We start from the raw sequence: 22,488 nt of genomic DNA on the forward strand, positions 1-22,488 counted from the left end.
GTTGGAAAAACCGGCTCTTTCTGCCCTTGCCCGCGCCATCATTGAAGAAATCCGGGAAGTGGCTTCTTGCTTTCGGCAAACCGTTGTGGCCTTTTCGGGAGGGATGGACAGCACCGTTACGCTTTTTTTGGCCTGCGAGGCTCTGGGACGGAGAAACGTCGTTTCCTGCACCGTTGACTGGGGGCCGTATCTCCCCCGGAAGGCTCGTGAAAACATCCGCTTCCTCGTGGAGCACTTTGGGGTGGAGCACATCATGCTCCCCGGCCAGAGCGTGCTTGAAGAGGTGGCAAAGGGTGGTCCCTCCTGTAACCTCTGCACAAAAAGAGCGAAACTCGCCCGCATTCGGGAGCATTTCGGGGAAGGTACGCTCATTCTTGGTGGGGCCAACAAAAGCGACAGCTGGGGCAACCGGGGGGTGAAGTTCCTCAGGGGGACTTTTTCGCCGCTCTTTGACCTGGGAAAGGAAGAAATTGCCGCTTTAGCGGCGTTTCTCGGTATCCCCATCCGCCGGATCGGAGAACATGCCGTCCGGGAAGGGTGTTTCCTCAAACACCTCTTGAAACCCCTGGCCTCTCCCTCCTTCCACGGTCAGGCGGTGGTGGAGGCCAACGAACGCCTTCTTGAGGTGCTCGACGAGGCAGGGTATGTAAGAGACCTTGCCAACGTCACCGTCGTGGGCCCCTTGCGAGAGAACATCGCCCTGGTGAACGTGTCCCCTCTGCCTGGAGAGCCTCTAAGGACCAGGATTCTTGAGAGCCTTTCGACCCTTCCTTCCCTTTCCCGGGTAATCCTTGTGGATGGACCCCTGCGGCTTGTGGTCCGGGCCAATCCCGGCATTTACCGCAACGAGCTCTCCCGATTCTGGCTTGCGCGGGGGAGGATACAGCCGGAATTCGCCCTCCCTGTGCAGTGTATTTTCCTCCCCTCCACCAACCGGCGGTTGCGAACCTTTCACGTTGTGGACGTCGTAAAGGAGCGATGACCGTGTACTCAAGCAGGGACATCCGGAATCTCTTCCTTGCCTTTTTCAGGAACCGGGGTCATGAGGTTCTGCCCAGTGCTTCGCTTATCCCTCAAGATCCGACACTCCTTCTCACCATTGCCGGCATGGTGCCTTTCAAGCCCATCTTCCTTGGCCAGGTGAAGCCGAGCTTCCGGCGGGTCTGCACGGTCCAGAAATGCGTCCGGGTGAGCGACTTAGAGAAGGTCGGCTATACCCCAAGGCACCACACCTTCTTCGAGATGCTCGGCAACTTCTCCTTTGGGGACTACTTCAAGAAAGAGGCCTGCCAGTGGGCCTGGGAGTTCCTCACGGAAGAACTCTGCCTTCCAGTGGAACGTCTTTCGGTTTCGGTGCACGAGAAGGATGAGGAGGCCTTTCGCATCTGGAGGGATATCGTTGGGCTTCCGGAGGAGAAAATCGTTTTTCTCGGAGATGAAGACAACTTCTGGGCTTCAGGGCCGGTGGGGCCCTGCGGGTACTGCTCGGAGATTTACTACGACACCGGGAAAGAGCGGGGTTGCGGGAAGGAAACCTGCCGCCCAGGGTGTGATTGCGACCGGTTCCTCGAGGTCTGGAATCTCGTCTTCATGGAGTTCGATCGCCAGTCCGATGGGACTTTACGGGAGCTTCCGAGCAAGAACATCGATACTGGCATGGGTCTTGAGCGCATTAGCGCCGTGGTGCAAAAGGTGGAATCCAACTTCGAGACAGACCTCTTCCTTCCCCTTATCCGGTCGCTTGAGGGGTTGAGCGGGGTTCCTTATGAAAAGGAAAAACCCGTCTTCCGCCTCGTTGCTGACCATTCCCGTGCAGTGGCCTTCCTCATTGCCGACGGAGTGTATCCGGCCAATGAGGGGCGAGGATACGTCCTGCGGCGGCTCATCCGTCGAGCCCACCGTTTTGGGAAAAGAATTGGCCTTGTGAAGCCTTTCCTGCATGAACTTGCCTTCCGGGTTGTGGAGCTCATGGGCGATGTGTACCCGGAGCTCCGAAGAAACGAAACGACCATTGCCCAGGTCGTCTTCCAGGAAGAGAAGCGCTTTGAGGACACCCTTGCCCTTGGGTTTGCCCGTCTTGAAGAGCTCCTTGAAGAGGCCAGGGCAAAGAACGCAAGAACGATCTCAGGCCGGGAAATCTTCAAGCTCTACGATACCTATGGCCTGCCCCTTGACTTTACCCAGGAGGTGCTGAGAGAAGAGGGATTTTCCTTCTCTCAGGAGGAGTTCGAGGAAGAGATGGAACGCCAGAGAACCCGTGCCCGGAAAGCCCAGGAGGAGAGATTCTCTGGCCTCAAGGGGCAGAAAAGGGAAGAGGAGCTCTTTTCCGGCTTTCGTTCTACCTTCGTAGGGTACGACCGTCTTTCTGCAGAGAGCGTGCTCCTTGCCCTCTCTGATGGCAATGAGCTCATTCCTGAGGCTTCCCAGGGTGCGGAGGTGCTCTTTGTGCTCGACGTCACGCCTTTCTATGCAGAGAAGGGCGGGCAGGAGTGGGATACCGGGTGGTTTGTGACGCCCTCGGGAACGGTGGAGGTCCTCCAGGTCAGCGGTCCCTCGGCAGCCCTTTCCGTACACCGGGGGATCGTCCGGGAGGGGAGGGTCAAGGTGGGTGAACGGGGGAAGGCGCTTGTCAACGAGAAGCGTCGCCGGGGTCTTGAAACCCACCACACGGTCACACACCTTCTCCACCGGGCCCTGCGGGAGGTTCTTGGAGAGCAGGTGAAGCAGGCGGGGTCCTTTGTGGGGGAGGAGAGCCTTCGCTTCGACTTTACCCATTTTGCTCCCTTAAGCGATGAGGAGCTTGAAGCGGTGGAGAGAAGGGTCAACGAGAAAATCGCCGAGGACCTCCCGGTGTACGTGAGTTTCAGTTCCCTTGAAGAAGCCCAGAAACGCGGCGTGGTGGCCCTCTTTGGGGAGAAGTACGAGTTTCCGGTACGGATTGTCCGGGTGGGGGATTACACGGCAGAGCTCTGTGGAGGGACACACCTCAGGCGAACCAGTGAGGCTCTGGCATTTGTGATTCTCTCAGAGTCAAGCATTGGTGCCGGTATCCGGCGCATTGAGGCTGTGGCAGGGTGGAGGGCGCTTGAGATGCTCCGTGCCTCCCGGAAGGTCCTGCAGGGGGTGCGGGGACTTCTCAATGTCGAGGAAGCTCACCTTCTGAGGACGCTTGAGGAGCTCCTTGAAGAGAACAGAAATCTCCGGAAATTCCTTGCCCGGGAAAGGAAAGAGCGTATCCTCCGGGAGCTCCAGGAAAGACTTGAAAAAATGCCCCAGGGGTCACTGCTTTTTGCCCACCTTTTTGAGGATGGCCTGGACCTTGAGCTTTTGCGGGAAGTTGCCGATGTCCTGCGCGGTGCACTCTCCCGGGGTGCCATCGCCCTGGGGACGGCCGAGGGGGAGAAGGTAAAGGGCATCATCGCCGGAGTGGGGCTTGGGGGAGGAACGAACCTCGGAGCGTTCCTGCGGGAAGTCTCCAGGACCATTGGAGGGGGTGGAGGAGGGAAGCCCCATTTCGCCCAGTTTGGGGGAATCCCGAGATCCCGCTGGGGAGAGTTTCTGAAGTACCTTGAAGAGTTCCTGAAAGCCCATGAAGCGGGTCATGGCCCTTGATGTGGGGGAAAAGCGCATTGGCATTGCCATGAACTGGGGGACGGGACTCGCTTTTCCCTATCGGATTCTCCCCCGGAAAGGGAAGGACGACGTTGCCCGTATCCTTGCCCTTGCCCGGGAATGCTGTATCGACACCATCGTCCTCGGTTTTCCCATCCGCACCGACGGCACAAAGGGAAAGGAGGCTGAGGCCCTGGAGGGCTTCGCCGCAGAACTCCGACAACATTTCCCCGGAGAAGTGGTCCTTATTGATGAGCGTTTTTCCACGAAGGAAGCTGAACGCCACCTCCTTGACCTTGATACGAGCCGGGCAAAGAGGAAACGCCTCGTCGATACAATTGCTGCCTGTCTCATCCTCGAGACGTACCTTGCGAGGGAGAGGGTATGAGGTCCTGGATTGTTCTGCTTGTGGCTTTGGTGCTCCTTGGGTGGGTATTCGTGGACTTTGCCTTTTTCTTCGACCACTCCCTTGGGGCACCAAAAGACGTTGTCATCCCGAAGGGTACGTCGCTTTCTGGCGTTGCTCATCTCCTCGAAAAGGAGGGCATCACCTCGTCCTTTCGTTTCCTGGTCTTCGCCCTGCTTTCCCGAAAGACCACTCCCATCGCCGGGCAGTACCGCCTGTGGCCGGGCATGCCGGTGGCTTCGGTTGTACGCCTCCTCTCCCAGGGTCCGCCACGGGTTCGGGTGACCTTTCCTGAAGGCTTCACCGCAGAACAGATGGCCGAGGTCCTCGAGCACCTCGGGGTGTGCAGGAAGGAGGAGTACCTTGCTTTTGTGGCACATCCTGAGTACTTTGCCCGACCCTGGCTTTTTGGGGCAAAGAGCCTTGAGGGGTTCCTCTTCCCCGACACCTACTTCCTCCAGGTTCCCACACCTCCTTCTGAGGTCATCGCCCTGCAGCTTGACCGTTTTGAGGAGCTCGTTCTTCCCCTCTTTTCCGGGAAGGAGGCCTTGCTCCATGAGAGCATCGTCCTTGCCTCCATTGTGGAGAAGGAGGCACGTCTGCGGGAGGAAAAGCCTCTTGTGGCCTCGGTATTCCTGAACCGTCTGCGGAAGAATATGCGCCTGCAGTCCTGCGCAACGGTGGTGTATGCCCTCAAAAAGGAAAAGGGTGCGAGCGTCACATCGCTTTGGGAAGAAGACCTTGCCTTCCCCTCCCCCTTCAACACCTACCTCCATGAGGGGCTTCCGCCCCATGCCATCTGCAACCCTGGTCTTGACGCTATCCGGGCGGTCCTTGAGCCGGCGCAGACGGATTATCTCTACTTCGTCCTCCAGGAGGACGGAAAGCACGCCTTTGCCCGGACGTACGAGGAACACCTGAAGAACAAACGAGGTGCCCCGTGAGGAGTCTCTGGCAGTGGTTTTTCCCCAGACTCTTCGTGAACGACCTTTGGGAAATTGACCTTGAGGAACTCAAGGGCCTGGGTATTCACGGGCTCATCGTGGACCTTGACAATACCCTGGTAGCCTGGAATGCCTATGACCTTGAGGAACGCGTCCTCCGGTGGGTGGAGAAGGCGAAATCCCAGGGGTTTGCCATCTGCATCGTATCCAACGCTCTCAAGGAGCGGGTGACCTATTTCTCGAGGCTCCTTGCCATTCCCGGGATTTCGAAAGCCCAGAAGCCCCGCCGGGGAGCTTTCCGGGCGGCGCTGCAGGAACTCGGTCTTTCCCGGAGTGAAGTCGCCGTCATCGGGGACCAGGTATTTACAGATGTTTTCGGGGGAAACCGCCTGGGGCTCTACACTATCCTCGTTCGACCGATTTCCCGGCGCGAGTTTGTTACGACGCGCCTTGGAAGAATCGTCGAGCGGTGGATTCTCCGGAGGTTCAATCCCCATGATTAGCGCCTCGACGAAGCTCCTTGCCCTCATCGGACATCCCGTGGCCCATTCCCTGTCCCCAGTGTTCCAGAATGCCGCGCTGCAGCATCTTCGCCTCCCTTTCGTGTACCTTGCCTTTGATATCCCAGAAGATCGGCTCGAAGAAGCTGTCCGGGCCTTCCGGGTTCTGGGGGTTTTGGGCTTCAACGTCACCGTTCCCCACAAGGAGGCCATATGCCCCTTCCTTGACGCCCTTGAGGGCGAAGCGGAGCTCCTCCGTTCGGTGAACGCCGTGGTAGAGCGGCAAGGGAAATTCCTGGGCTACAACACCGACGTCTATGGTTTTGAGAAGAGCCTCGAAGAAGAAGGGGTTGAGGTTCGGGGGAAGACCTTTCTGCTTTTCGGGGCAGGGGGAACGGCCCGCTCCATCCTTTTCGTCCTTGCCAGAAAAGGCGCCGGAAAAGTCCTCATCACGAACCGCACGAAGAGCCGGGCCGAGGCTTTAGCCTGCTGGGGAAGAGAAGCCCTCGGGCTTTCCTGTGAGGTCCTCGAGTGGATGGGGGACCGGGGTCTTTGCGGGGGTACGGTCCTCAAGCTGCAGTCCGTGAGTGGTATAATAAATGCGACCGCTCTTGGGCTTTCCGGGGAGATGCTTCCGGTTCCCTGGGAGTTTCTCCCATCTCTTGAGGTGGTCTGTGATGTGGTGTACCACAGAGAGGGGACGCCTCTTGTGCGGGAGGCGAAAAAGCGGGGCCTCAAGAGCTTTGACGGCAAGCGCATGCTCCTCTACCAGGGAGCTCGGAGTTTCTCCCTCTTCACAGGAGTTCCGGCTCCTTTTTCGATTATGGAAGAGGCACTTTCTGGGGGGTAAGTATGGAGGACCGCGCTTTTCGCCCCAGAAGGCTTGGAGAGATTCTTCTGGCAAAGTACACGATTACCCCAGAGCAGCTTGAAAGAGCGCTTGAGGAGCAGAGAAAAACCGGAGAGAAGCTCGGGGAAGTCCTCCAGAGGATGGGCCTTGTGGAGAGCAAGGAAGTGTACGAGGCCCTGGCGGAACAACTGGGCATCCCCTATGTGGATCTCGACAGTTACGTCATTGACCCTCGGGTAGTGACCCTGCTTCCTGAGAAATTCTGCCGCCAGCACCAGGTTGTCCCCGTCGGAGAGGAGAAAAACGCTCTGATTCTTGCCATGGCTAATCCCGTGGACGTTGTGGCCATTGACCGGGTGCGGCTCATGACGAAAAAAGAAGTGAAACCGGTGATGGCCTCTCCCCAGGACATCGAAAAGGTCCTCAACGCCTACTACGGCATAGGGGAGTCGGTGGAGGAGCTCATCAGGGAGGCGGAGACCCAGGAGAGCTTAGTCCTTCCTGAGGAAGAGGAAGAGCTCAAAATCGACCAGCTCAAGGCCCTCGGGGAAGAGGCTCCCATCATCCGGGTGGTCAACATGCTCATTCTCCAGGCCATTCGCTCTGGGGCAAGCGACATCCACATCGAGCCCCAGGAAGACCAGGTGCGCATCCGTTTCCGGATTGACGGGATTCTCCACGATATCACCTCCACCTCCATTCAGGTACATCCGGCGCTTGTCTCCCGCATCAAGATTCTCTCCCGGATGAACATCGCCGAGCGCCGTCTCCCTCAGGACGGTCGCTTCCAGGTGACCGTCGACAACCGGACCGTGGATTTCCGGGTTTCGTCCCTTCCCACCATTTTCGGTGAGAAAATCGTCATGCGGATTCTTGATAAATCCGCGCTTCTTCTTGATCTTGACCGTCTGGGCTTTGAAGAGGAGGACCTTGAGAAGTTCTACCGCCTCATCCAGCACCCCTACGGGATGATTCTCCTCACCGGCCCCACAGGGAGCGGCAAGACCACGACGCTCTATTCTGCCCTCAACTTCATTAATAAGCCTGACCTCAACATCATCACCATCGAAGACCCGGTGGAGTACCGCCTGCCGGGTATCAACCAGGTCCAGGTCCGTCCCAAAATCGGCCTCACCTTCGCCAATACCCTCCGGGCCATCATGCGCCAGGACCCTGACGTCATCATGGTGGGGGAAATCCGGGACTACGAAACGGCGGAGATTGCCATCCACGCTGCTTTAACCGGGCACCTCGTTTTCTCCACCCTCCACACGAACACCGCCGCAGGGGCCCTGGTACGGCTCCAGGAGATGGGGATTCCCTCCTACCTCATTGCCTCGGCCCTCATTGGGGTTGTGGCCCAGCGCCTGGTGCGGAAAGTCTGCGAGCGTTGCAAGGTGGAGTTTGAGGTCCGGGGACCCATTGCTCGGGAGCTCACCGGGGGAAAGGAGGACCACCTTGTCCTTTTCCGGGGAAAAGGGTGCCCGGAGTGCAACAAGACGGGGTACCGGGGGCGAATCGCCGTGAGCGAGGTCCTCGTCATGGACGATGACCTCCGGGCGCTGGTACTCCGGAATGCCACAGAGAGAGAAATCACCGAGAGAGCCTGTGAAAAGGGGATGAGGACGCTTCGGGAGAACGCTATCCGCAAGGTCCTCCGGGGCGTAACGACGCTTGAAGAGATGTACCGGGTCACAGCAAGGGTGTGAAGAAAAGACGGGGCTAAAGTTCTCGAACTTTTTGCCGATATCCTGAAGTGGAAGGGAAAACCATGGCCTGGGATATTTTCGAGCTCCTTCGGGAAACGGTGAACCGGAATGCCTCAGACCTCCATCTCACCGTGGGGATTCCCCCAACCCTTCGCATTCACGGGTCCCTTGTCCCCCTTGAGGGTCCATCTTTGAAACCCCAGGATACTGAGTGCTTTGCCCAGACGCTGGCGGGAGAAAAGCGGTGGGCGGAGTTCCTGCAGAACCTGGAGCTCGATTTCTCGGTGGGCATTCCGGACCTTGGCCGCTTCCGGGTGAACGTCTACCGCCAGCGGGGGTCCTGTGGTCTTGCCATCCGGGCGCTGAGCTACCGTATCCCCACGATGGACGAGCTCCATCTTCCCAAGGATGCCTTGGAGCGCCTTGCTGCTCTTCCCCGGGGGCTTGTGCTTGTGACCGGCCCCACAGGAAGCGGCAAATCCACGACCCTGGCCTCGATGATTGAGTACATCAACACCACCCGTTCCTGCCACATCGTGACCATTGAGGACCCCATCGAGTACCTCCACACCCACAAAAAGAGCATCATCAACCAGCGGGAAGTGGGGACCGATACCCCCTCCTTTGAGAGTGCCCTCATCCACGCCCTGCGGGAGGACCCCGATGTGATTCTCGTAGGGGAGATGCGCAGTCTTGAGACCATCGCCATTGCCCTCCAGGCGGCCGAAACAGGGCACCTGGTTTTCGCCACCCTCCACACCAACAACGCCCCCCAGACCGTCGACCGAATTGTCGACGTTTTCCCCCCACACCAGCAGACCCAGGTCCGGGTGCAGCTTGCCGGATGCATCCAGGGCATCATCGCCCAGCAGCTCCTTCCCCGCGCTGACGGGAAGGGGAGGATTCCTGCGGTGGAAGTGATGATAGCGAACACCGCCATCCGTAACCTCATCCGGGAAGGCAAAAGCCACCAGCTGTACACCATCATGCAGGCTTCATTTGGCGAGGGGATGGTCACCATGGACCGGGCCCTCTTTGAGCTCTACAAGAGGGGTTTTGTTACCTGGGAGGAGGCCTACTCCCGGGCCATCGACCAGAAAGAATTTGCGACCTGGAGGAATCGATTCTGATGCCGGCCTACGTGTACAAAGCCCGTGACAGAAGCGGCGGCGTCTTTTCAGGAAGAGTGGAGGCTCCGGGAATCCGGGAAGCAGTCCTGAGCCTCAGGGAGCGGGGGCTTTTCGTGACCTCCATTGAGGAGGAGAAGCCCCTTGCGGCAAAGAGGGAACCCTCCCGTTCTCTCTTTGAGACCAAACGGGTGAAGCTCCAGGAGATGGCCGCCTTTGTGCGGGGGCTTTCGGTGATGCTTGAAGCCGGAGTTCCACTCCTTTCGGCCCTGAGGAGCCTTTCCCAGCAGACGGAAAATCCGTACTTTTCCCGGGTCATCGCCGAGGTGGCGAGTCTTGTGGAACGAGGGTTTTCGCTCTCCCGGGCTCTCGCCGAATACCCTAAGGTCTTCAACCGGGTAGTCCTCGGTATGGTCCAATCTGGAGAGGCAGGAGGGAACCTCGACTGGACCCTGGGGCGGCTTGCGGACTACCTTGAATGGGAAAAGGACCTGCGGGACAAAATCCAGTCGGCCCTGTACTACCCCATAATTCTTGTTGTGGCCATGATTGCGGCTTCTTTCTTCCTCGTGTACTTCGTCTTTCCTCAGTTTCTGCTCCTTTTTGAGGGCTTCAATATCGCTTTGCCCCTGCCCACACAGATCATGCTCTCCCTCATCCGTTTTGTGAACGCCAACTGGTACGTCATCTATGGGGGGCTTCTCGGCGGGCTACTCCTCTTTGTCCTCTACGTGAACTCCCCAAAGGGCCGGAGGTTCTGGGACGAGCGACGGCACCGCCTGCCCCTCTTCGGACAGCTTTTCCGCAAGCTCATCCTCTCCCGCTTTGCCTGGGTATTCAATTCGCTTGTCCGAAGCGGCATGCCCGTCGTCCAGGCCCTGGAGGTTACGGGGAGTGCGGTGGGGGATACGTACCTTCAGGAGATTCTCGAAAAAGTCGCCGAGAGCATCCGCCGGGGGAAGAACCTCACCCAGAGCCTTTCTGAGCACCCGTTCTTCCCGCCCTTTGTGCTCCAGATGGTGAGCGTAGGGGAGGAGTCGGGGAACCTCGAGCTCACCCTTTCCAAGGTCACCGAGCTCTACGACAAGGAAATCGCCATCTTCGTGGGGAGGCTTTCCGCAACCATCGAGCCCATCCTCACCCTCCTGATTGGTGCTGGGGTCTTCTTCGTGGCTTTGGCGTTCTTCTTGCCCATTTTCGAGGTCGCGTCTAAAGGTTTTGGGGGGATGTGAGAGGATATGCGCGGAACTTCCCTGGGCGTCCTGAGAGTCCTGGGTGTATGCAGGCGTCGTTCTGCCCCGGGTATTGCGTACTGTTTTGAGGAATCTCGAAGTCCTGTGAGGGTGGACTTCCACCGCTCAGGGAAAGAGTTTTTGGGATTCCGTCCCTGTGAGGGGAGGTGATTTCAGGGAGGGGAAATTTGGCATAAAAATTCATCATAAAGGTTGAGAGACCGGGAGGTGAACATCCATGGCGAACGTGCGGAAGAGGAAAAGAGAAGAGGGTTTCACGCTGATTGAGCTTATCGTGGTCGTGGCGATTCTGGGATTCCTGCTTGCCATAGCGATTCCAAGGTACATGACGGCTCGGGAGCAGGGAGCCGCAGCAGCCACCAAGGCCAACCTCCACAACCTGGCGACTGCCCTGGAGCTGTACCTTACAGAGCGGTCTGCCGAACTTCCGGCGAATAACCAGGCTTTCTGGGATGCTATTAAAGATTATGTCCCCACTCCGCCAAAGCCACCCAAGGGAAACTCGTACACGTACGAGAAGACAGATACCGGCTACAAGATTGAGGATCCCAACACGTATACCATCGGCGGGAAAACCTATAAGTACTATGTCAAAGAGAGCGGGATTATAGTAGAGGAGGAACAGGGGTCACCACAACCGTCATCGACGCAATGATGTGAACCCAATAATCTGCTACTCCGGGCCTGGTTCTTCCTGGGCCCGGGGTGTTTTGAGCTTTTCCCGCTGGACGTTTGAGCCCTGAGTTTTCAGGGCTAGAGGGGTTTTCCCAGTGGACCGGTGCGGCCAGCTGGAAGAGCCGAGAGCTTTCTCAGGGTGTGACGTGCGGGTTCAGGAAGGTCTCAGCGCAAACCTTTAGAATTTCCTGCGGTCGATGTTGAAGCTTGCACCTTCCTGAAACACCTCATGCGGTGGACTCATCGGCTCCGTAGCTGGCCATCAAAGGGGCCCTTCCGAGTTACGGGCGTCTGGACTTTTTCCGGCTGCGGGATTCGGGTCCCTCGTTGAAGGCGTACGGCGGCTGGACGGAAACCACTCCGGGGTCGGTATCGGGGAAAAGCACACTCTCGCCCGGTCTTCTGTGGGGTGTTTGCAAAAACCCATGGTATACTCAAAAAAGATGAACGTCGTGGTACAGGGTTTTTCCTGAAAGATTGCTGAGAGCTTTTTATGCCACGGGCGTTCTGGAGGATACTTCAGGAGACAAAAGCAGGGAGGCTGCTTTCGTAATGCTTTTTACCCTTCCTTTTCTCGCCATTCTCCTCGTCATCGCCTTCATTGACCTCCGGAGCTTCCGCATCCCCGACCCCCTGGTTATTGCGCTTTTCGGGCTTGGGGCACTGAAGATGGTCCTTGAGGGGAGTTATATGTCCTCCCTCTCCGGGTTCCTTGCCCTTTTCGGGTTTTTCTTTCTCCTCCACCTCTTCTTCCCTAAAGGCATGGGCTTTGGGGACGTGAAGCTTGCCGGAGGCATCGGGCTTTTTCTGGGGTTTCGGCTTGGTGTTCTTTCCGCCTTTCTCGCCTTTCTCTCTGGGGGCCTTGTGGGGATGGTGCTTGTAGTTTTGCGCAGGAAGGCCCTCAAAGACCCCCTGCCCTTTGGCCCCTTTTTAGCCCTGGGGGCTCTGCTCGGCCTCTTTTTCGGTGAGCGGATGCTCTCCTGGTACTTCGAAGTGTTTTTCCCGTGACCTCCTCCTTCACAGAAGAACGTGGATGCAGGGGGTTATCCCCAGCCCCAGTATCCGCACAGGCGCCTCCTTCTCCAGGGAACCTGAGCCCGGGACGAGCCCTTTCCTCGAAATGACTGGTGGAACCTTCAAAAGGAGTGGCCTTTCCCGGTGTCCCTTATAGAGTTCCTTGAGTCTTCCAGAAACCCGAAGTACTTTCTCCCGGGGATTCTCTCCTGCCACCGAAAGACTTTCCGCCACAGAGCCTCCCCGCCGTAAGGCCTGGCCGTCTGGTGGCATTCACGCCTCTTAAAGGAGGCTACAGGACCCCGGGGTAACCCAAATGGTGCAATTGCCCCGTTCCTTTTGTTTTTCCGGGAATGCTTTTCTGTCTTTCGTGCGAAACGCTCTGTGTTTTGTCACTGCAAGGAGCGAAGCGACAAAGCAGTCTCGTATTGCCACGGGTAGGGGAAGAGACTGCCTCGCAGACGAAAGGACGAGCTTGCAGGGACAAAAAAGGGGGCGAGGAGCAAAGCAACGAACCAGTCCCATATTTCCGGGAAGAGGAAGGAAACCGCTTCGGAAGCGAAACGGCAACCTCGTGGGGGCAAGGAACAGAGTGGCGAGCCGGTATTTTGGGCGCAAAGTCAAGTCCCCCAAAGGGCAAAAATTACCCTGCAGAAGAATCAGGGCCTTACCGCGGCAGAGAACCCTGTGACGGAGCGTCGTTTCGAACCCCCTGCAGTGCCCTGTTTCACGCCGGGAGCGGTAGCTTTGGCGCATTCAGGATGACGCCCCGGTGCGCTTCTGGTAGAATGAGCCAAACACATCGTGAGGAGGGGAGAGTATGGTGTCCCGAAAGGACGGCGCGGTTCTACTGCTTTTTCTGTTCCTCGTGGCTGTAACCGGTGGAGCCGGCGCAAAGGCGCCGGTCGCTCAGGTCGATGTGGGGTACGTCAAGGGGCTTGGGTTTACCTCAGGAGGTGAGCTTGCGGTGGGTGTGGTACTCGGCGTGCGCTTCTTTGAGGTTCCCACCCTCAGGGAGGTGCGTTCCATCCGGGCGCAAACCGGTTTCGTGAACTGCATGGCCCTTTCTCCTAATGGGGCGCTTCTTGCCCTGGGGTCGGAGAAGAACGTGGAGCTCTGGAATGTGGCAACGGGGGAGCTCCTTCGGGTGCTCGGGGGACACACAAACTGGGTGCGGTCTGTGGCCTTTACTCCTGACGGAGCATTTCTGGCCTCGGGTTCTGACGATACCACAGTGCGGCTCTGGGATGTGGGCACGGGGAATCTCGTGAGGACCCTTGAAGGCCACAGTAGCTGGGTGGTAGCTCTGGACTTTACCCCTGATGGGAAGTTTCTCCTTTCCGGCAGCCTCGATACAACGGCGGTGCTCTGGGACTGGACGCAAGGGAACCCGGTGTTTGTTTTCTCTAACGATGCCAGAGTAACGGCGGCGGCCTTTGCACCGGATGGAGAGTATTTTGCGACAGGGCTTGATGACGGGTCGCTGTGGCTCTGGGAAACCGGAGTTGCAGGTTCCTTAAGGATTCTTGAAAGTCACCGTGACTGGGTGACGTCAATAGCCTTTTCTCCTGATGGAGTGGCCCTTGCTTCAGGCTCACGGGATGGCCAGCTGCAGCTGCAGGCGCTTCAGGGGGAGGGGGTGGTGAGTCTCTCAGGCCGTTCCGGTGCGGTCACGGCGGTGTGCTTCTCCCCTGGTGGGGAGTTCCTGGCCTCCGGTGCCGAGGACGGCACGGTGCTTCTGTATAGTATTCCCGATGGGGGATGGCTGAAGCCTTAGAGGATCCCTGTAGAGTTCCGGCGGAAGGTGCTCGTTGCCTCTTGGGTGCTATGCTACGGTGTGTTGATGGTGGCCTGGGCCTTGAGTGCCGAAGAATCCTCACGTAGTTTCTACTCCACGAGGCTTTTCTCAAGCTCGAAAGCCCGACTGAGGAGGTCCTTACGTTCCCTCACCGCGCCAGGAACGTTGCGTCCATTGCCACTCACAATCCCCACAACCTCTACGTTCAAAGCCTCCCGGGGGAACCTTGCCAGAGACTCCATCGCCTTGGGATTGTTTCCTCCACCCTGAGAGTACGCAAGGACGGCTCTTTTCCCCCGGGGGAGGGTACATTCGAGATTAGGGCCGAAGAGCGCAAAGAGCCGGTCCAGGAAGAGCTTGGTCTGCGCGGTCAGGTAATACAGAGCCGTCGGCTTCTTTCAGGACTTCATAAAGAAGGGTTATGTCGTCTTCCTGTCGGTACCTCTTTGAAGAGCTTGTAGGGTAGAATCACGACGTATTCTTTCCAAAATCGGATAGTCTGGGTGAGTCTTGGGTAACGAATGAGCATAAGGGCCAGAACGATGAAAAGGACTGGAGGATAGTCATGGTAGAATGTCCTCCAGAAAGTCCTGAAAGGAGGTCTCGCTCTTTTGGCTGATAGAGATTTCCTGGGACTGGAGTGGTTGCTCACCACGAAAGAGGCCGTATGGCTCTACCGGGAGGTTGCCTTGCCTTTTCGGAAGACTTGTGGCATTGTCGATGTCCACACCCATCTGAGCCTCCAGCAGATTTGTGAGAACCGGTCTTTGGTGAACATCTGGAAAGCAGAGGTGGTGGATGAGCGCTACGGGAATCGTGACCACTACCTGCTGCAGCTTGCAGCGAAGTTCCCACCTTTCTCTCATGACCTGGCCTACGACCTTGCTCTCTCCGATTTTGAGAAGTGGATGGTCCTGGGGAGAGTCTTTCCCTATCTCGAGGGGAACCATGTGCACCAGTGGTTGCACCTTGACCTCAGGAGAGTTTTTGGCCTTGAGGAGCGCCTTGGTCCGGATACGGCAGAGCATATCTTCAGGGTAACGGAAGAAGCTCTGCAGCGAGAGGAGATGCTTCCGCAGGAACTCCTCCGGCGAATGGGTGGCAGGCTCTTGTGCACCACCGACGACCCTGCCGATGACCTCGTGTACCACAGAATGGCGAAGGAGATTATTCCCGATGTAATCTTTCTCCCCACTTTTCGTCCCGATGTATACTGCAACATTTTCGACAGGAAGTGGAAGGAAAACGTTGAGCGACTCTGTGCACTCACTGGTGAGGATACCACCCTCCAGGGTCTTGTGGAGGCCCTGCGCAAACGCCACGCGTATTTTGCCTCTCTGGGGGCCCGTGCGAGCGACCATGGGCTTCTTGAGCCCTTTGGGCTTGAGGTGGAGGAAAAGAGGGTGGAGGAAATCTTCATCCGGGCGTATGAGAAGGGCGAACGCTTTGCCCCTCGCTCTCCGGAGGTGCGGGACTTCATCTCCTATATGATGCACCGCTTCTGCGAAATGAACCGGGAACACCGCATGGTGACTCAGATTCACTATGGAGTACTCAGGAACGCCAATGATTACCTCTACGCCCGGTGGGGGAGTGACACCGGAGGCGATGTGACGCTTGATGGTGTCAAGGTTGTGGAAAACCTCCGGCCCCTCCTTTCCCGGTTTTTCAGCGGGAAAAGCAAGGACGAGTCTCCCCTTGTGCTCTACGCCATGAACCACGAGTGTCTCCACGTGAACATCGCTTTAGAGCGGGCTTTCCCCGGGGTGCACACGGGTTTCCCCTGGTGGTTCAACGATGCTCCTCACCTCATTGAACAGGCCCTCCTGGAAGTGGCGAATTCCTCGCTTCTTACCTCCATGGGAGGGCCGGTGGCCGATGGGCGAAAGATTCTCTCGGAAGGAAGCAGGTTCGAGGTCTTTGACCGGATGATTTGTCGGGTGGTGGGGAAGCTCCTCGCCGAGGGCCAGATTTCCCGCCAGGGTGCTGTGTTCCTCGTGGAATCCCTCATGTACCGCAACTCGGTCCGGATTTTTGGCCTGGAAGAGATGCTTTCGCAGTAGCCTTGGGCTTTTTTGGGGGAATGCCCGGCCTGTTTTCTTCTTTCTCTGCCGGGGTAGTAGAAGAGGGATGCCCGGGCGTTGCCGTGAACACTTGCGGCAAGGTTATCCCTAAGCTCGGCAAGGTGAACACGGAGGGGCTCCGGTACATCTTCAAGGAGGTTTTCTGATGGCGTTGTTGTCAAACTGCTGTCAAAGCGGGGCTCCTCGGGGTGAGCAGGTAGCCAAAAGGCCTGGTTTCAGGGAGTTTCTGGTAGGCCGTGCAGGACTTGAACCTGCAACCCACTGATTAAGAGTCAGTTGCTCTGCCAAATTGAGCTAACGGCCCACCAGGCAAGGTAGAATATACTATGAGGAGTACGAAGTGTCAAGGGGTTTTCGAAAAGCCCGGTGGAAATCACCAGCTCTTTTCTGGTATAATGCTCTCAAAGTGCATACGGAACCGGGGGAGCTCCATAACGCGGGGCTGAGAGGAGAGCGCAAGCTCTCGACCCTTTGAACCTGATCTGGGTAATGCCAGCGGAGGGAGTTGGTGAGTTTTGAGCCACTTGCCGACCTGGCAGGTGGCTTTTTTTATCCCGGGCTTTCTGGAGGTGGTTGCTGTGAGAGCGTTCTCGAATCCTGTTCCTGATGAGAAGGTGAGTAGAATCATTCTGAAACACTATTTCCAGGACCTCATCGAGGCGGTGAACTCTGACGTCGTTGTGGTTGGTGCCGGTCCTTCGGGTCTTGTCTGTGCTTTTACCCTGGCCGATGAGGGATACCGGGTGACAGTGCTTGACCGCAGACTCGCCCCCGGAGGCGGCATATGGGGCGGTGCCATGGGTTGCAACAAAGTTGTTCTTCAGAAGGATGTTGTAGGAATTCTCAAGGAAGCCGAGATTCCCTTTGAGGAAGACGAAAATGCCCTTGTGGTTTCTGCACCGCTTTTTGCCAGCAAACTCATCGCTCGGGCTTCTGCCCATCCCCGAGTGAAGCTCTTGAACCTCATGACTGCCGTTGACCTCCATGTGACGGGAGAGCGCGTCACAGGGGTGGTGGTGAACCAGAGTGCCATCGAAATGGAAGGACTCCATGTGGACCCCATGGTCCTTAGGGCTTTAGCCGTCCTCGATGCCACGGGGCACGAGGCGGTGCTCGTTACCCTCTACAGTCGACGCACGGGCCTGAGCCTTGTCAGGGAGTCCTTTATGAACGCAGAAAAGGGTGAAGAAGACGTTGTGGCGAACACCCGCATGGTCGCTCCAGGCCTTTTCGTGGCAGGTATGGCGGCAAACAACGTGGCAGGAGGGTACCGTATGGGACCGATTTTTGGAGGGATGCTCCTTTCGGGCAAAAAAGCCGCCCGCCTCATCGATGAGTACCTGAGGGGGATGAGAGAGGAGGTGTCGAAATGACCCAGCTTGAAGCGGCACGTCGGGGAGAGATAACCCCTGAGATGGGGTTTGTGGCCAAAAAAGAAGGGATAGACCCTGAGGTTCTCCGGAAGCGAATAGCCGAAGGGACTGTGGTGATTCTTGCAAACAACCGCCGTCCTCACCTCAACCCCTGCGGCATTGGCCGGGGCCTGAGGACCAAGGTCAATGCCAACATCGGTACTTCCCCCTCCCGTCCCAGTATTGAAGCGGAACTGGAGAAGCTCAGAGTGGCGCTTGAAGCCGGTGCAGACACCGTTATGGACTTAAGCACCGTTGGGGTTCGGGAGTGCCGGCGCCGTATCCTTTCTGCCTCACCGGTACCGGTTGGGACGGTGCCCGTGTACCAGGTTGCTTCAGAAGCCCAGGATGAGCACGGAAGCATTGTAGAGTTTACGGTCTCCGACCTTTTCCGGGTCATTGAGGAGCAGGCTGCAGACGGTGTTGATTTCATGACCGTACACTGTGGTGTGACCCTGGAGGTGGTGGAGCGCTTGAGGCGGGAAGGGCGGATTGCCGATATCGTGAGCCGGGGCGGGTCCATCTTGGTCGGATGGATGCTCTACCACGAAAAGGAAAACCCTCTGTACGCTGAGTACGATCGTCTGCTGGAAATCGCCCGCCGCTTCGACGTCACTCTGAGCCTCGGTGACGGTTTCCGGCCCGGTTGTCTCTCTGATGCCACCGATCGGGCTCAAATTCAGGAACTCCTCATCCTTGGAGAGCTTGTTGACCGGGCCCGGGAGGCAGGAGTGCAGGTCATGGTTGAAGGTCCTGGTCATGTGCCCCTTGAAGCCGTGGAGGCTAATGTGCTCCTTGAAAAGCGTCTGTGTCATGGTGCTCCTTTCTATGTTCTGGGGCCCATCGTGACCGATGTGGCGCCAGGTTACGACCATATTGCGGCGGCCATAGGAGGGGCGCTGGCGGCATCTTCCGGAGCCGATTTCATCTGTGTCGTTACCCCTGCTGAGCACCTGGGATTACCCACTGTAGAGGATGTGCGGGAAGGAGTTATTGCCGCCCGTCTTGCGGCTCACGTGGCAGACCTTGTCAAGGGGATTCCTGGAGCCTGGGAGTGGGACAGGGCAATGAGCGAGGCCCGAAAGGCCCTGGACTGGGAGAAACAGATTGCCCTGGCTCTGGATCCTGTGAAGGCAGAACGATACCGGAGGGAACGCAACGTGGCCTTTGAAGAAACCTGTTCGATGTGTGGGAGCTTCTGTGCCATGCGTCTTGTGGAGAGGTATCTGGGAAAAACCGGTGTGAGGTGCTGAGAGAAGTGTTTTTGGACCTATTGCGTGACGCTTTGAAGGCGAGTAAAATTACAATCAAGCGCCCGTAGCTCAACAGGACAGAGCAACGGACTTCTAATCCGTAGGTTGTGGGTTCGATTCCCGCCGGGCGCGCCAGGAGGTTCTTTTTCGCTTCTTCCGGGGCTCTCGCCATCTGCTTTTCTCCCGATCTTCCCTCTCCTTTCCCCCGAGTCCGATGGCCTTAGCGGAGCTCGCTTTCGGGGGTGGGTTCTGTGGGTAAAGTCGTCAAGCTCCACCATGCACGGAGCGTTGAAGCCCTGCTTGAGCTCTTCCTCTTTGAGAAGAAAGCGGAGGGGCGCGCTCCCCGCACTATCCGGGACTACAGGGAACACGTCTTTCGCTCTCTTCCACTGCTTCCCCAATGCCCTGTGCTCGGAGAGAAGGAAATGGCGCCAGTGAGTCCACCGATGAAGGGACGGGCGCGGAGACGGAATGGGCAAGCCCAGTGGGTGGCAGACACTGCAGGATTTGTATCCTCTCGCCTGAGCCTCTTTATTCCAGGTCTTTTCTGAAGCTTGTCCAGAGTATTCATGGGAGGACAGCTTCTTCCTACGTTGCCTGCTTACGGATACGCGCCCTGATGCTGCGGCTCTTCCCCAGTTCAACGTGTTTTTCCGGATTGCTTCACCGGGCTACTGGTCCAGGGCCTTTCTCCACCATGGCGCGCTACCTGCTGCTACCGGAAGAATTTCGCCATTGCTTTCCCGGTGGCTTTCCCGAGGGTCCTCCGGAGGATTCTCTTTCCCAGGGCTTTGGGGCCTCCTTTTGCGGCCTCGACGTTGCCGAGAAACCTTGCAAGCGTATAGAGGAAAGACCGGGTTGCCTTGAGGGAGTTTCTCCTTCGGGTCACCTTCCACTCCTCCTGGAAGAGAACCAGAACCCTGACCTGAAGGAGAGAGGTGCAGGAAGGCTCTTTGACTTCTCCGGTTGCCCATGGTATCTTCAGGAAGGGTTCCGTTAGACCTGTGAGAAGGTTTGCATTTCGGAGGGATTCTTGTGGAAGAGCGGGAGATCATCGCCTCGGTCCTTCAAGAAGTTCTCGATGCCCTTCCACCTCCTTTGCGGGAGAGGCTGGAGAACGTGGAGTTTGTTGTCTGGGACGAGGCAGAAAGGGGACTGGGATTTGTCCTTGGGCTCTACCAGGGAGTTCCACTTCCCAAAAGAGGCCTGGGGTACACCTTTGTGCTCCCGGACCGGATTGTCCTCTACCTGAAGAACATCCGGAGGATAGCGCCCCAGGAGGACGAATTCCGCAGGAAGGTCAGGGATGTGCTCCTTCACGAGATCGGACACTACTTTGGCTTTGGCGAAGAGGACCTCAGGCGTTTGCTCGGGGAGGGAGGGTAATGTACGAAGCGTACTGGGAGAGGATTAGGGACATCTTTGCCGAGGACCCCAGGATGGTTACGCATACAGAGCGAGTTTTGGCCTTGGCCCGACACATCGCCTGGGAAATGGCAATCCCAGAGAGAGAACAGAGAGTTATCGAACTTTCGGCCCTTTTGCATGACGTAGGGATTGTTGCGGCCCAGAGAAAATACGGTTCTCGAGAGGGAAAATACCAACACCTCGAGGGTCCTCCCGTAGCCAGGGAAATCCTCGAAGAAATGGGAGAGGAGAGGGAGATAACGGAACGGGTTCTGTTCATCGTCGGGCACCACCACGACTTTTCGACCATCGACGGGATGGACTTTCAGATTCTCGTCGAGGCTGACTTTCTCGTGAATGTGGAAGAGGGGGCAGTGAGTCGAAAGGATTTCGCTGCCCTGGTGGATCGGGTTTTCGTAACTCCTGTGGGGAAAAGATTGGCCCAGGAGTTCCTTGGTGCGTAGAAAAGAAGCCCCCAGTTTGTTATAATGTGTCCTGGTTTTTCGAATTCCGTCCAAGGGAGGCGATGTGCTATGGCTCTCCGAGTCGATGAGGAACTCTGCATTGGTTGCGAACTGTGCGTGCAGATTTGCCCCGATGTCTTTGAAATGAATGCCAACGGGAAAAGCGTGGTGAAAGACGGCGCTGACACAAGCGCAAGCTGTGTTGACGAGGCCATTGATTCCTGTCCCACGAGTGCCATCATCCGGGAGTAATTTGTGGAGGGTACTCCACATCGCTTGCTTTTTTGGAAACCTTTCGGTAAAATAGGGCTTGCCTGCGCCCCCATCGTCTAGCCAGGTTAGGACATCGCCCTTTCAAGGCGACGGCAGCGGTTCAAATCCGCTTGGGGGCGCCAGGGACTTGGTAAAGCGCTTTGTAAACCTTGCTTTTTCTGTCTGGTGCTTTTACCCCTTTTGATGTTGTTGCCCTCGCAGTTCTACGCTCTGACCCCTGCTTTCCAGTGGCCGCTTGCGTAAATCCATTTTCGACAGTCTCTCGAGTTCTGCAACCCGCAGATTCATTGCCCCCAGATGCCCTCAAAGGTTTTCCCGAAAAAAGGCCTGTGTCTTTTTGTCTACCGTTGACAGAAGGAAAGAAGTACTACTATACTGATTTTTGGAGAAACGCTTCTTCTGTGAGAGGCGCGCTTTCTGAGAGACTCAAACCCGAAGGAAAAATGGTCGGGGCGAGCCGACTTGAACGGCCGACCCCCTGCTCCCAAGGCAGGTGCGCTTGCCAGGCTGCGCCACGCCCCGACAGAGAGAATTATACCAGAGTCTCCGCGCTTTTCAAAGAACGTGCGGTGTCCTGGAAGGGGTGCTTTGAGGAATACGGAGGAAAGCAGGAGGGTTATTCCCCAAAAAGCAGGAAAGGAGGAAATGCGTGGAGCATCTCGTCCTTCCCAAGAGTTCTTTCGACCTTTTCGTGGAGTATCTGGTCCGCCGCGGAAAGGTGGTTGCGCCTGTAGCAAAGGGCAACGGGCAGTTCGTGTTCTCCGAGGTTCGAAAAGGCAGCGACATTGCCCTCCAGTACATTCCGACCATTCTCCCCCCAAAGAAGTACTTCATGCCCCAGTATGAGACTCTGGCAGAGTACGACACCCGCAGAGGACAGAAGCTCCAGCCAGTGGTAGAGGTTGAGTCCCTCATCCTCTTTGGAGTGCACACCTGCGATTTAGCGGGAATTCAGTGTCTTGACGTGGTCTTCAGCGACCGGCCCAAGGACTTGAACTACCTCGTCCGCAGGGAGTACATCACCGTCATCGGACTTGAGTGCAACGACTACTGCGATACCTATGCCTCCTGTGGGCTCATGGGGACGTTCCTTCCTCAGGGAGGATACGACCTTTTCTTCACAGACCTCGGAGAGTACTTTCTCATCCACGTGGGGACCCAGAAAGGTGAGGACCTCGTGCGGGATATTCCTTTTCTCGAGCGAGCACAATCGCAGCATCTTGCCGAACTCGAGGCGCTCCGAGCCAGGAAAGCCCAGGTTTTCCGCCCCGAGGTTCCTGTAGACCGTGCTCTTCTCCCCCGGATGTTCAAGGAGGGTTTTGAGGCGGGAGTGTGGGAGGAGATTGGTGGTCGGTGCCTCTCCTGCGCCAACTGTACCAATGTCTGTCCTACCTGCTACTGCTTTGACGTTCGGGATATCCCCGATGTCGCCCTCGTGACCGGAAGGCGTATCAGGGTCTGGGATTCCTGCCAGAATGAGCCTTTTGCGAAAATTGCCAGCGGGGAGAGTTTCCGGGCAGAACGTTCTGACCGGAAGCGACATCGGTTCAACCGGAAGTTCTCCTATCCTGTGAAACGGTACAACCGGTTTTTCTGCACCGGTTGCGGGCGGTGCAGCCGGGTTTGTATGGCCAAAATCGACCTAAAGGAAACTATTACCCGGCTTGCGCAGGAGACCGGATACCTCAAAGTGTAAGGGGTGGGACT

At 57.2% G+C, this 22,488-nt stretch carries 25 protein-coding genes, 4 tRNA genes and 1 riboswitch; of the genes, 24 read left to right on the top strand and 5 right to left on the bottom strand.

The window, feature by feature from the left end:
* Position 1: 1 nt before the first annotated feature.
* From ACP6EK_RS06330 to ACP6EK_RS06385, 12 genes are all read left to right on the top strand, one after another.
* Entirely contained in the window at positions 2-982 is a 981-nt protein-coding gene (locus ACP6EK_RS06330) for an ExsB family protein (RefSeq protein WP_438314242.1), read from the top strand.
* Positions 979-3,612, top strand: a complete 2,634-nt coding sequence (gene alaS / locus ACP6EK_RS06335) for an alanine--tRNA ligase (protein WP_438314245.1) — start codon at positions 979-981, stop codon at positions 3,610-3,612. Before ACP6EK_RS06330 ends, alaS begins: the two co-directional genes overlap by 4 nt.
* Positions 3,590-4,000 (top strand): Holliday junction resolvase RuvX, encoded by a 411-nt coding sequence (gene ruvX, locus ACP6EK_RS06340; RefSeq protein ID WP_438314248.1) that lies wholly within the window; start codon positions 3,590-3,592, stop codon positions 3,998-4,000. Before alaS ends, ruvX begins: the two co-directional genes overlap by 23 nt.
* Entirely contained in the window at positions 3,997-4,962 is a 966-nt protein-coding gene (mltG, locus tag ACP6EK_RS06345) for an endolytic transglycosylase MltG (RefSeq protein ID WP_438314251.1), read from the top strand. The genes ruvX and mltG overlap by 4 nt, the downstream gene beginning before the upstream one ends.
* Positions 4,959-5,465, top strand: coding sequence for a YqeG family HAD IIIA-type phosphatase (locus ACP6EK_RS06350; RefSeq protein WP_438314253.1), 507 nt, complete (start codon positions 4,959-4,961; stop codon positions 5,463-5,465). Before mltG ends, ACP6EK_RS06350 begins: the two co-directional genes overlap by 4 nt.
* Positions 5,458-6,312: a shikimate dehydrogenase gene (gene aroE / locus ACP6EK_RS06355; RefSeq protein ID WP_438314259.1), complete on the top strand. Its 855-nt coding sequence runs from the start codon at positions 5,458-5,460 to the stop codon at positions 6,310-6,312. The genes ACP6EK_RS06350 and aroE overlap by 8 nt, the downstream gene beginning before the upstream one ends.
* A gap of 2 nt (positions 6,313-6,314) precedes the next feature.
* The gene (gene pilB / locus ACP6EK_RS06360; protein ID WP_438314262.1) at positions 6,315-8,021 is read left to right on the top strand and encodes a type IV-A pilus assembly ATPase PilB; all 1,707 of its coding nucleotides are present in this window, start codon (positions 6,315-6,317) and stop codon (positions 8,019-8,021) included.
* 62 nt (positions 8,022-8,083) lie between these two features.
* Positions 8,084-9,151: a type IV pilus twitching motility protein PilT gene (locus ACP6EK_RS06365; protein WP_438314264.1), complete on the top strand. Its 1,068-nt coding sequence runs from the start codon at positions 8,084-8,086 to the stop codon at positions 9,149-9,151.
* Complete coding sequence (locus ACP6EK_RS06370) at positions 9,151-10,380, top strand: type II secretion system F family protein (protein WP_438314267.1); 1,230 nt, start codon at positions 9,151-9,153, stop codon at positions 10,378-10,380. Before ACP6EK_RS06365 ends, ACP6EK_RS06370 begins: the two co-directional genes overlap by 1 nt.
* A gap of 6 nt (positions 10,381-10,386) precedes the next feature.
* Positions 10,387-10,551 carry a hypothetical protein gene (locus ACP6EK_RS06375; protein WP_438314270.1) on the top strand — a complete coding sequence of 55 codons (165 nt, stop codon included), beginning with the start codon at positions 10,387-10,389 and terminating at the stop codon, positions 10,549-10,551.
* 67 nt (positions 10,552-10,618) lie between these two features.
* Complete coding sequence (locus ACP6EK_RS06380; RefSeq protein WP_438314273.1) at positions 10,619-11,056, top strand: type II secretion system protein; 438 nt, start codon at positions 10,619-10,621, stop codon at positions 11,054-11,056.
* A 572-nt stretch (positions 11,057-11,628) separates the two neighbouring features.
* Entirely contained in the window at positions 11,629-12,084 is a 456-nt protein-coding gene (locus tag ACP6EK_RS06385) for a prepilin peptidase (protein WP_438314275.1), read from the top strand.
* A gap of 9 nt (positions 12,085-12,093) precedes the next feature.
* Here the strand turns inward: ACP6EK_RS06385 and ACP6EK_RS06390 are convergent, their stop codons facing one another.
* Complete coding sequence (locus tag ACP6EK_RS06390) at positions 12,094-12,324, bottom strand: hypothetical protein (RefSeq protein WP_438314278.1); 231 nt, start codon at positions 12,322-12,324, stop codon at positions 12,094-12,096.
* Positions 12,325-12,910: 586 nt separating this feature from the next.
* Here ACP6EK_RS06390 and ACP6EK_RS06395 point away from each other — a divergent pair.
* Positions 12,911-13,867: a WD40 repeat domain-containing protein gene (locus ACP6EK_RS06395; RefSeq protein WP_438314280.1), complete on the top strand. Its 957-nt coding sequence runs from the start codon at positions 12,911-12,913 to the stop codon at positions 13,865-13,867.
* Positions 13,868-13,977: 110 nt separating this feature from the next.
* Here ACP6EK_RS06395 and ACP6EK_RS06400 read toward each other — a convergent pair whose 3' ends face one another.
* The gene (locus ACP6EK_RS06400) at positions 13,978-14,130 is read right to left on the bottom strand and encodes a hypothetical protein (RefSeq protein ID WP_438314283.1); all 153 of its coding nucleotides are present in this window, start codon (positions 14,128-14,130) and stop codon (positions 13,978-13,980) included.
* A 369-nt stretch (positions 14,131-14,499) separates the two neighbouring features.
* On the opposite strand from ACP6EK_RS06400, the gene ACP6EK_RS06405 reads away from it, so the two are divergent.
* Positions 14,500-15,951 carry a glucuronate isomerase gene (locus tag ACP6EK_RS06405; protein WP_438314286.1) on the top strand — a complete coding sequence of 484 codons (1,452 nt, stop codon included), beginning with the start codon at positions 14,500-14,502 and terminating at the stop codon, positions 15,949-15,951.
* A gap of 20 nt (positions 15,952-15,971) precedes the next feature.
* A complete protein-coding gene (locus tag ACP6EK_RS06410; protein WP_438314289.1) occupies positions 15,972-16,118 on the top strand; it encodes a hypothetical protein in 147 nt (48 codons plus the stop codon).
* Positions 16,119-16,199: 81 nt separating this feature from the next.
* Here ACP6EK_RS06410 and ACP6EK_RS06415 read toward each other — a convergent pair.
* A tRNA-Lys gene (locus tag ACP6EK_RS06415) sits at positions 16,200-16,276 on the bottom strand.
* 106 nt (positions 16,277-16,382) lie between these two features.
* Positions 16,383-16,493: riboswitch (TPP riboswitch) on the top strand.
* Positions 16,494-16,550: 57 nt separating this feature from the next.
* Here ACP6EK_RS06415 and ACP6EK_RS06420 point away from each other — a divergent pair.
* The 4 genes from ACP6EK_RS06420 to ACP6EK_RS06435 all read left to right on the top strand — a co-directional run bounded on the left by ACP6EK_RS06420 (position 16,551) and on the right by ACP6EK_RS06435 (position 19,188).
* Positions 16,551-17,345: a sulfide-dependent adenosine diphosphate thiazole synthase gene (locus ACP6EK_RS06420; protein ID WP_438314291.1), complete on the top strand. Its 795-nt coding sequence runs from the start codon at positions 16,551-16,553 to the stop codon at positions 17,343-17,345.
* Positions 17,342-18,637, top strand: a complete 1,296-nt coding sequence (gene thiC, locus ACP6EK_RS06425) for a phosphomethylpyrimidine synthase ThiC (protein WP_438314293.1) — start codon at positions 17,342-17,344, stop codon at positions 18,635-18,637. The genes ACP6EK_RS06420 and thiC overlap by 4 nt, the downstream gene beginning before the upstream one ends.
* 58 nt (positions 18,638-18,695) lie before the next feature.
* Positions 18,696-18,772: transfer RNA gene (locus tag ACP6EK_RS06430), tRNA-Arg, on the top strand.
* A gap of 116 nt (positions 18,773-18,888) precedes the next feature.
* A complete protein-coding gene (locus tag ACP6EK_RS06435; protein ID WP_438314296.1) occupies positions 18,889-19,188 on the top strand; it encodes a hypothetical protein in 300 nt (99 codons plus the stop codon).
* A 164-nt stretch (positions 19,189-19,352) separates the two neighbouring features.
* On the opposite strand, the gene ACP6EK_RS06440 is transcribed toward ACP6EK_RS06435, so the two are convergent.
* Positions 19,353-19,526, bottom strand: coding sequence for a hypothetical protein (locus tag ACP6EK_RS06440; RefSeq protein ID WP_438314298.1), 174 nt, complete (start codon positions 19,524-19,526; stop codon positions 19,353-19,355).
* A 146-nt stretch (positions 19,527-19,672) separates the two neighbouring features.
* Between ACP6EK_RS06440 and ACP6EK_RS06445 the strand changes: the two genes are divergently transcribed.
* The 4 genes from ACP6EK_RS06445 to ACP6EK_RS06460 all read left to right on the top strand — a co-directional run bounded on the left by ACP6EK_RS06445 (position 19,673) and on the right by ACP6EK_RS06460 (position 20,903).
* Positions 19,673-20,023, top strand: a complete 351-nt coding sequence (locus tag ACP6EK_RS06445) for a metallopeptidase family protein (RefSeq protein WP_438314300.1) — start codon at positions 19,673-19,675, stop codon at positions 20,021-20,023.
* The gene (locus ACP6EK_RS06450) at positions 20,023-20,508 is read left to right on the top strand and encodes an HD domain-containing protein (protein WP_438314303.1); all 486 of its coding nucleotides are present in this window, start codon (positions 20,023-20,025) and stop codon (positions 20,506-20,508) included. The genes ACP6EK_RS06445 and ACP6EK_RS06450 overlap by 1 nt, the downstream gene beginning before the upstream one ends.
* Before the next feature lie 69 nt (positions 20,509-20,577).
* Positions 20,578-20,760 (top strand): 4Fe-4S domain-containing protein, encoded by a 183-nt coding sequence (locus tag ACP6EK_RS06455; RefSeq protein ID WP_017873501.1) that lies wholly within the window; start codon positions 20,578-20,580, stop codon positions 20,758-20,760.
* 66 nt (positions 20,761-20,826) lie between these two features.
* A tRNA-Glu gene (locus ACP6EK_RS06460) sits at positions 20,827-20,903 on the top strand.
* A 322-nt stretch (positions 20,904-21,225) separates the two neighbouring features.
* Here ACP6EK_RS06460 and ACP6EK_RS06465 read toward each other — a convergent pair.
* Positions 21,226-21,303 (bottom strand) — tRNA-Pro (locus tag ACP6EK_RS06465).
* Between the two features lie 127 nt (positions 21,304-21,430).
* Between ACP6EK_RS06465 and ACP6EK_RS06470 the strand changes: the two genes are divergently transcribed.
* Positions 21,431-22,477, top strand: a complete 1,047-nt coding sequence (locus ACP6EK_RS06470) for a 4Fe-4S dicluster domain-containing protein (RefSeq protein ID WP_438314306.1) — start codon at positions 21,431-21,433, stop codon at positions 22,475-22,477.
* The last annotated feature ends 11 nt before the right edge of the window (positions 22,478-22,488 follow it).

It is taken from the genome of Candidatus Caldatribacterium sp. SIUC1 (assembly GCF_051549785.1).
Classification (GTDB): domain Bacteria; phylum Atribacterota; class Atribacteria; order Atribacterales; family Caldatribacteriaceae; genus Caldatribacterium.

Coding starts and splice junctions, on each gene's coding strand:
- ACP6EK_RS06380 (WP_438314273.1), top strand. CDS start 10,619: ATGGCGAACGTGCGGAAGAGGAAAAGAGAAGAGGGTTTCACGCTGATT.
- ACP6EK_RS06375 (WP_438314270.1), top strand. CDS start 10,387: ATGCGCGGAACTTCCCTGGGCGTCCTGAGAGTCCTGGGTGTATGCAGG.
- ACP6EK_RS06395 (WP_438314280.1), top strand. CDS start 12,911: ATGGTGTCCCGAAAGGACGGCGCGGTTCTACTGCTTTTTCTGTTCCTC.
- mltG (WP_438314251.1), top strand. CDS start 3,997: ATGAGGTCCTGGATTGTTCTGCTTGTGGCTTTGGTGCTCCTTGGGTGG.
- thiC (WP_438314293.1), top strand. CDS start 17,342: ATGACCCAGCTTGAAGCGGCACGTCGGGGAGAGATAACCCCTGAGATG.
- alaS (WP_438314245.1), top strand. CDS start 979: ATGACCGTGTACTCAAGCAGGGACATCCGGAATCTCTTCCTTGCCTTT.
- ACP6EK_RS06385 (WP_438314275.1), top strand. CDS start 11,629: ATGCTTTTTACCCTTCCTTTTCTCGCCATTCTCCTCGTCATCGCCTTC.
- ACP6EK_RS06400 (WP_438314283.1), bottom strand. CDS start 14,130: ATGGAGTCTCTGGCAAGGTTCCCCCGGGAGGCTTTGAACGTAGAGGTT.
- ACP6EK_RS06370 (WP_438314267.1), top strand. CDS start 9,151: ATGCCGGCCTACGTGTACAAAGCCCGTGACAGAAGCGGCGGCGTCTTT.
- ruvX (WP_438314248.1), top strand. CDS start 3,590: ATGAAGCGGGTCATGGCCCTTGATGTGGGGGAAAAGCGCATTGGCATT.
- ACP6EK_RS06410 (WP_438314289.1), top strand. CDS start 15,972: ATGCCCGGCCTGTTTTCTTCTTTCTCTGCCGGGGTAGTAGAAGAGGGA.
- aroE (WP_438314259.1), top strand. CDS start 5,458: ATGATTAGCGCCTCGACGAAGCTCCTTGCCCTCATCGGACATCCCGTG.
- ACP6EK_RS06365 (WP_438314264.1), top strand. CDS start 8,084: ATGGCCTGGGATATTTTCGAGCTCCTTCGGGAAACGGTGAACCGGAAT.
- ACP6EK_RS06450 (WP_438314303.1), top strand. CDS start 20,023: ATGTACGAAGCGTACTGGGAGAGGATTAGGGACATCTTTGCCGAGGAC.
- pilB (WP_438314262.1), top strand. CDS start 6,315: ATGGAGGACCGCGCTTTTCGCCCCAGAAGGCTTGGAGAGATTCTTCTG.
- ACP6EK_RS06455 (WP_017873501.1), top strand. CDS start 20,578: ATGGCTCTCCGAGTCGATGAGGAACTCTGCATTGGTTGCGAACTGTGC.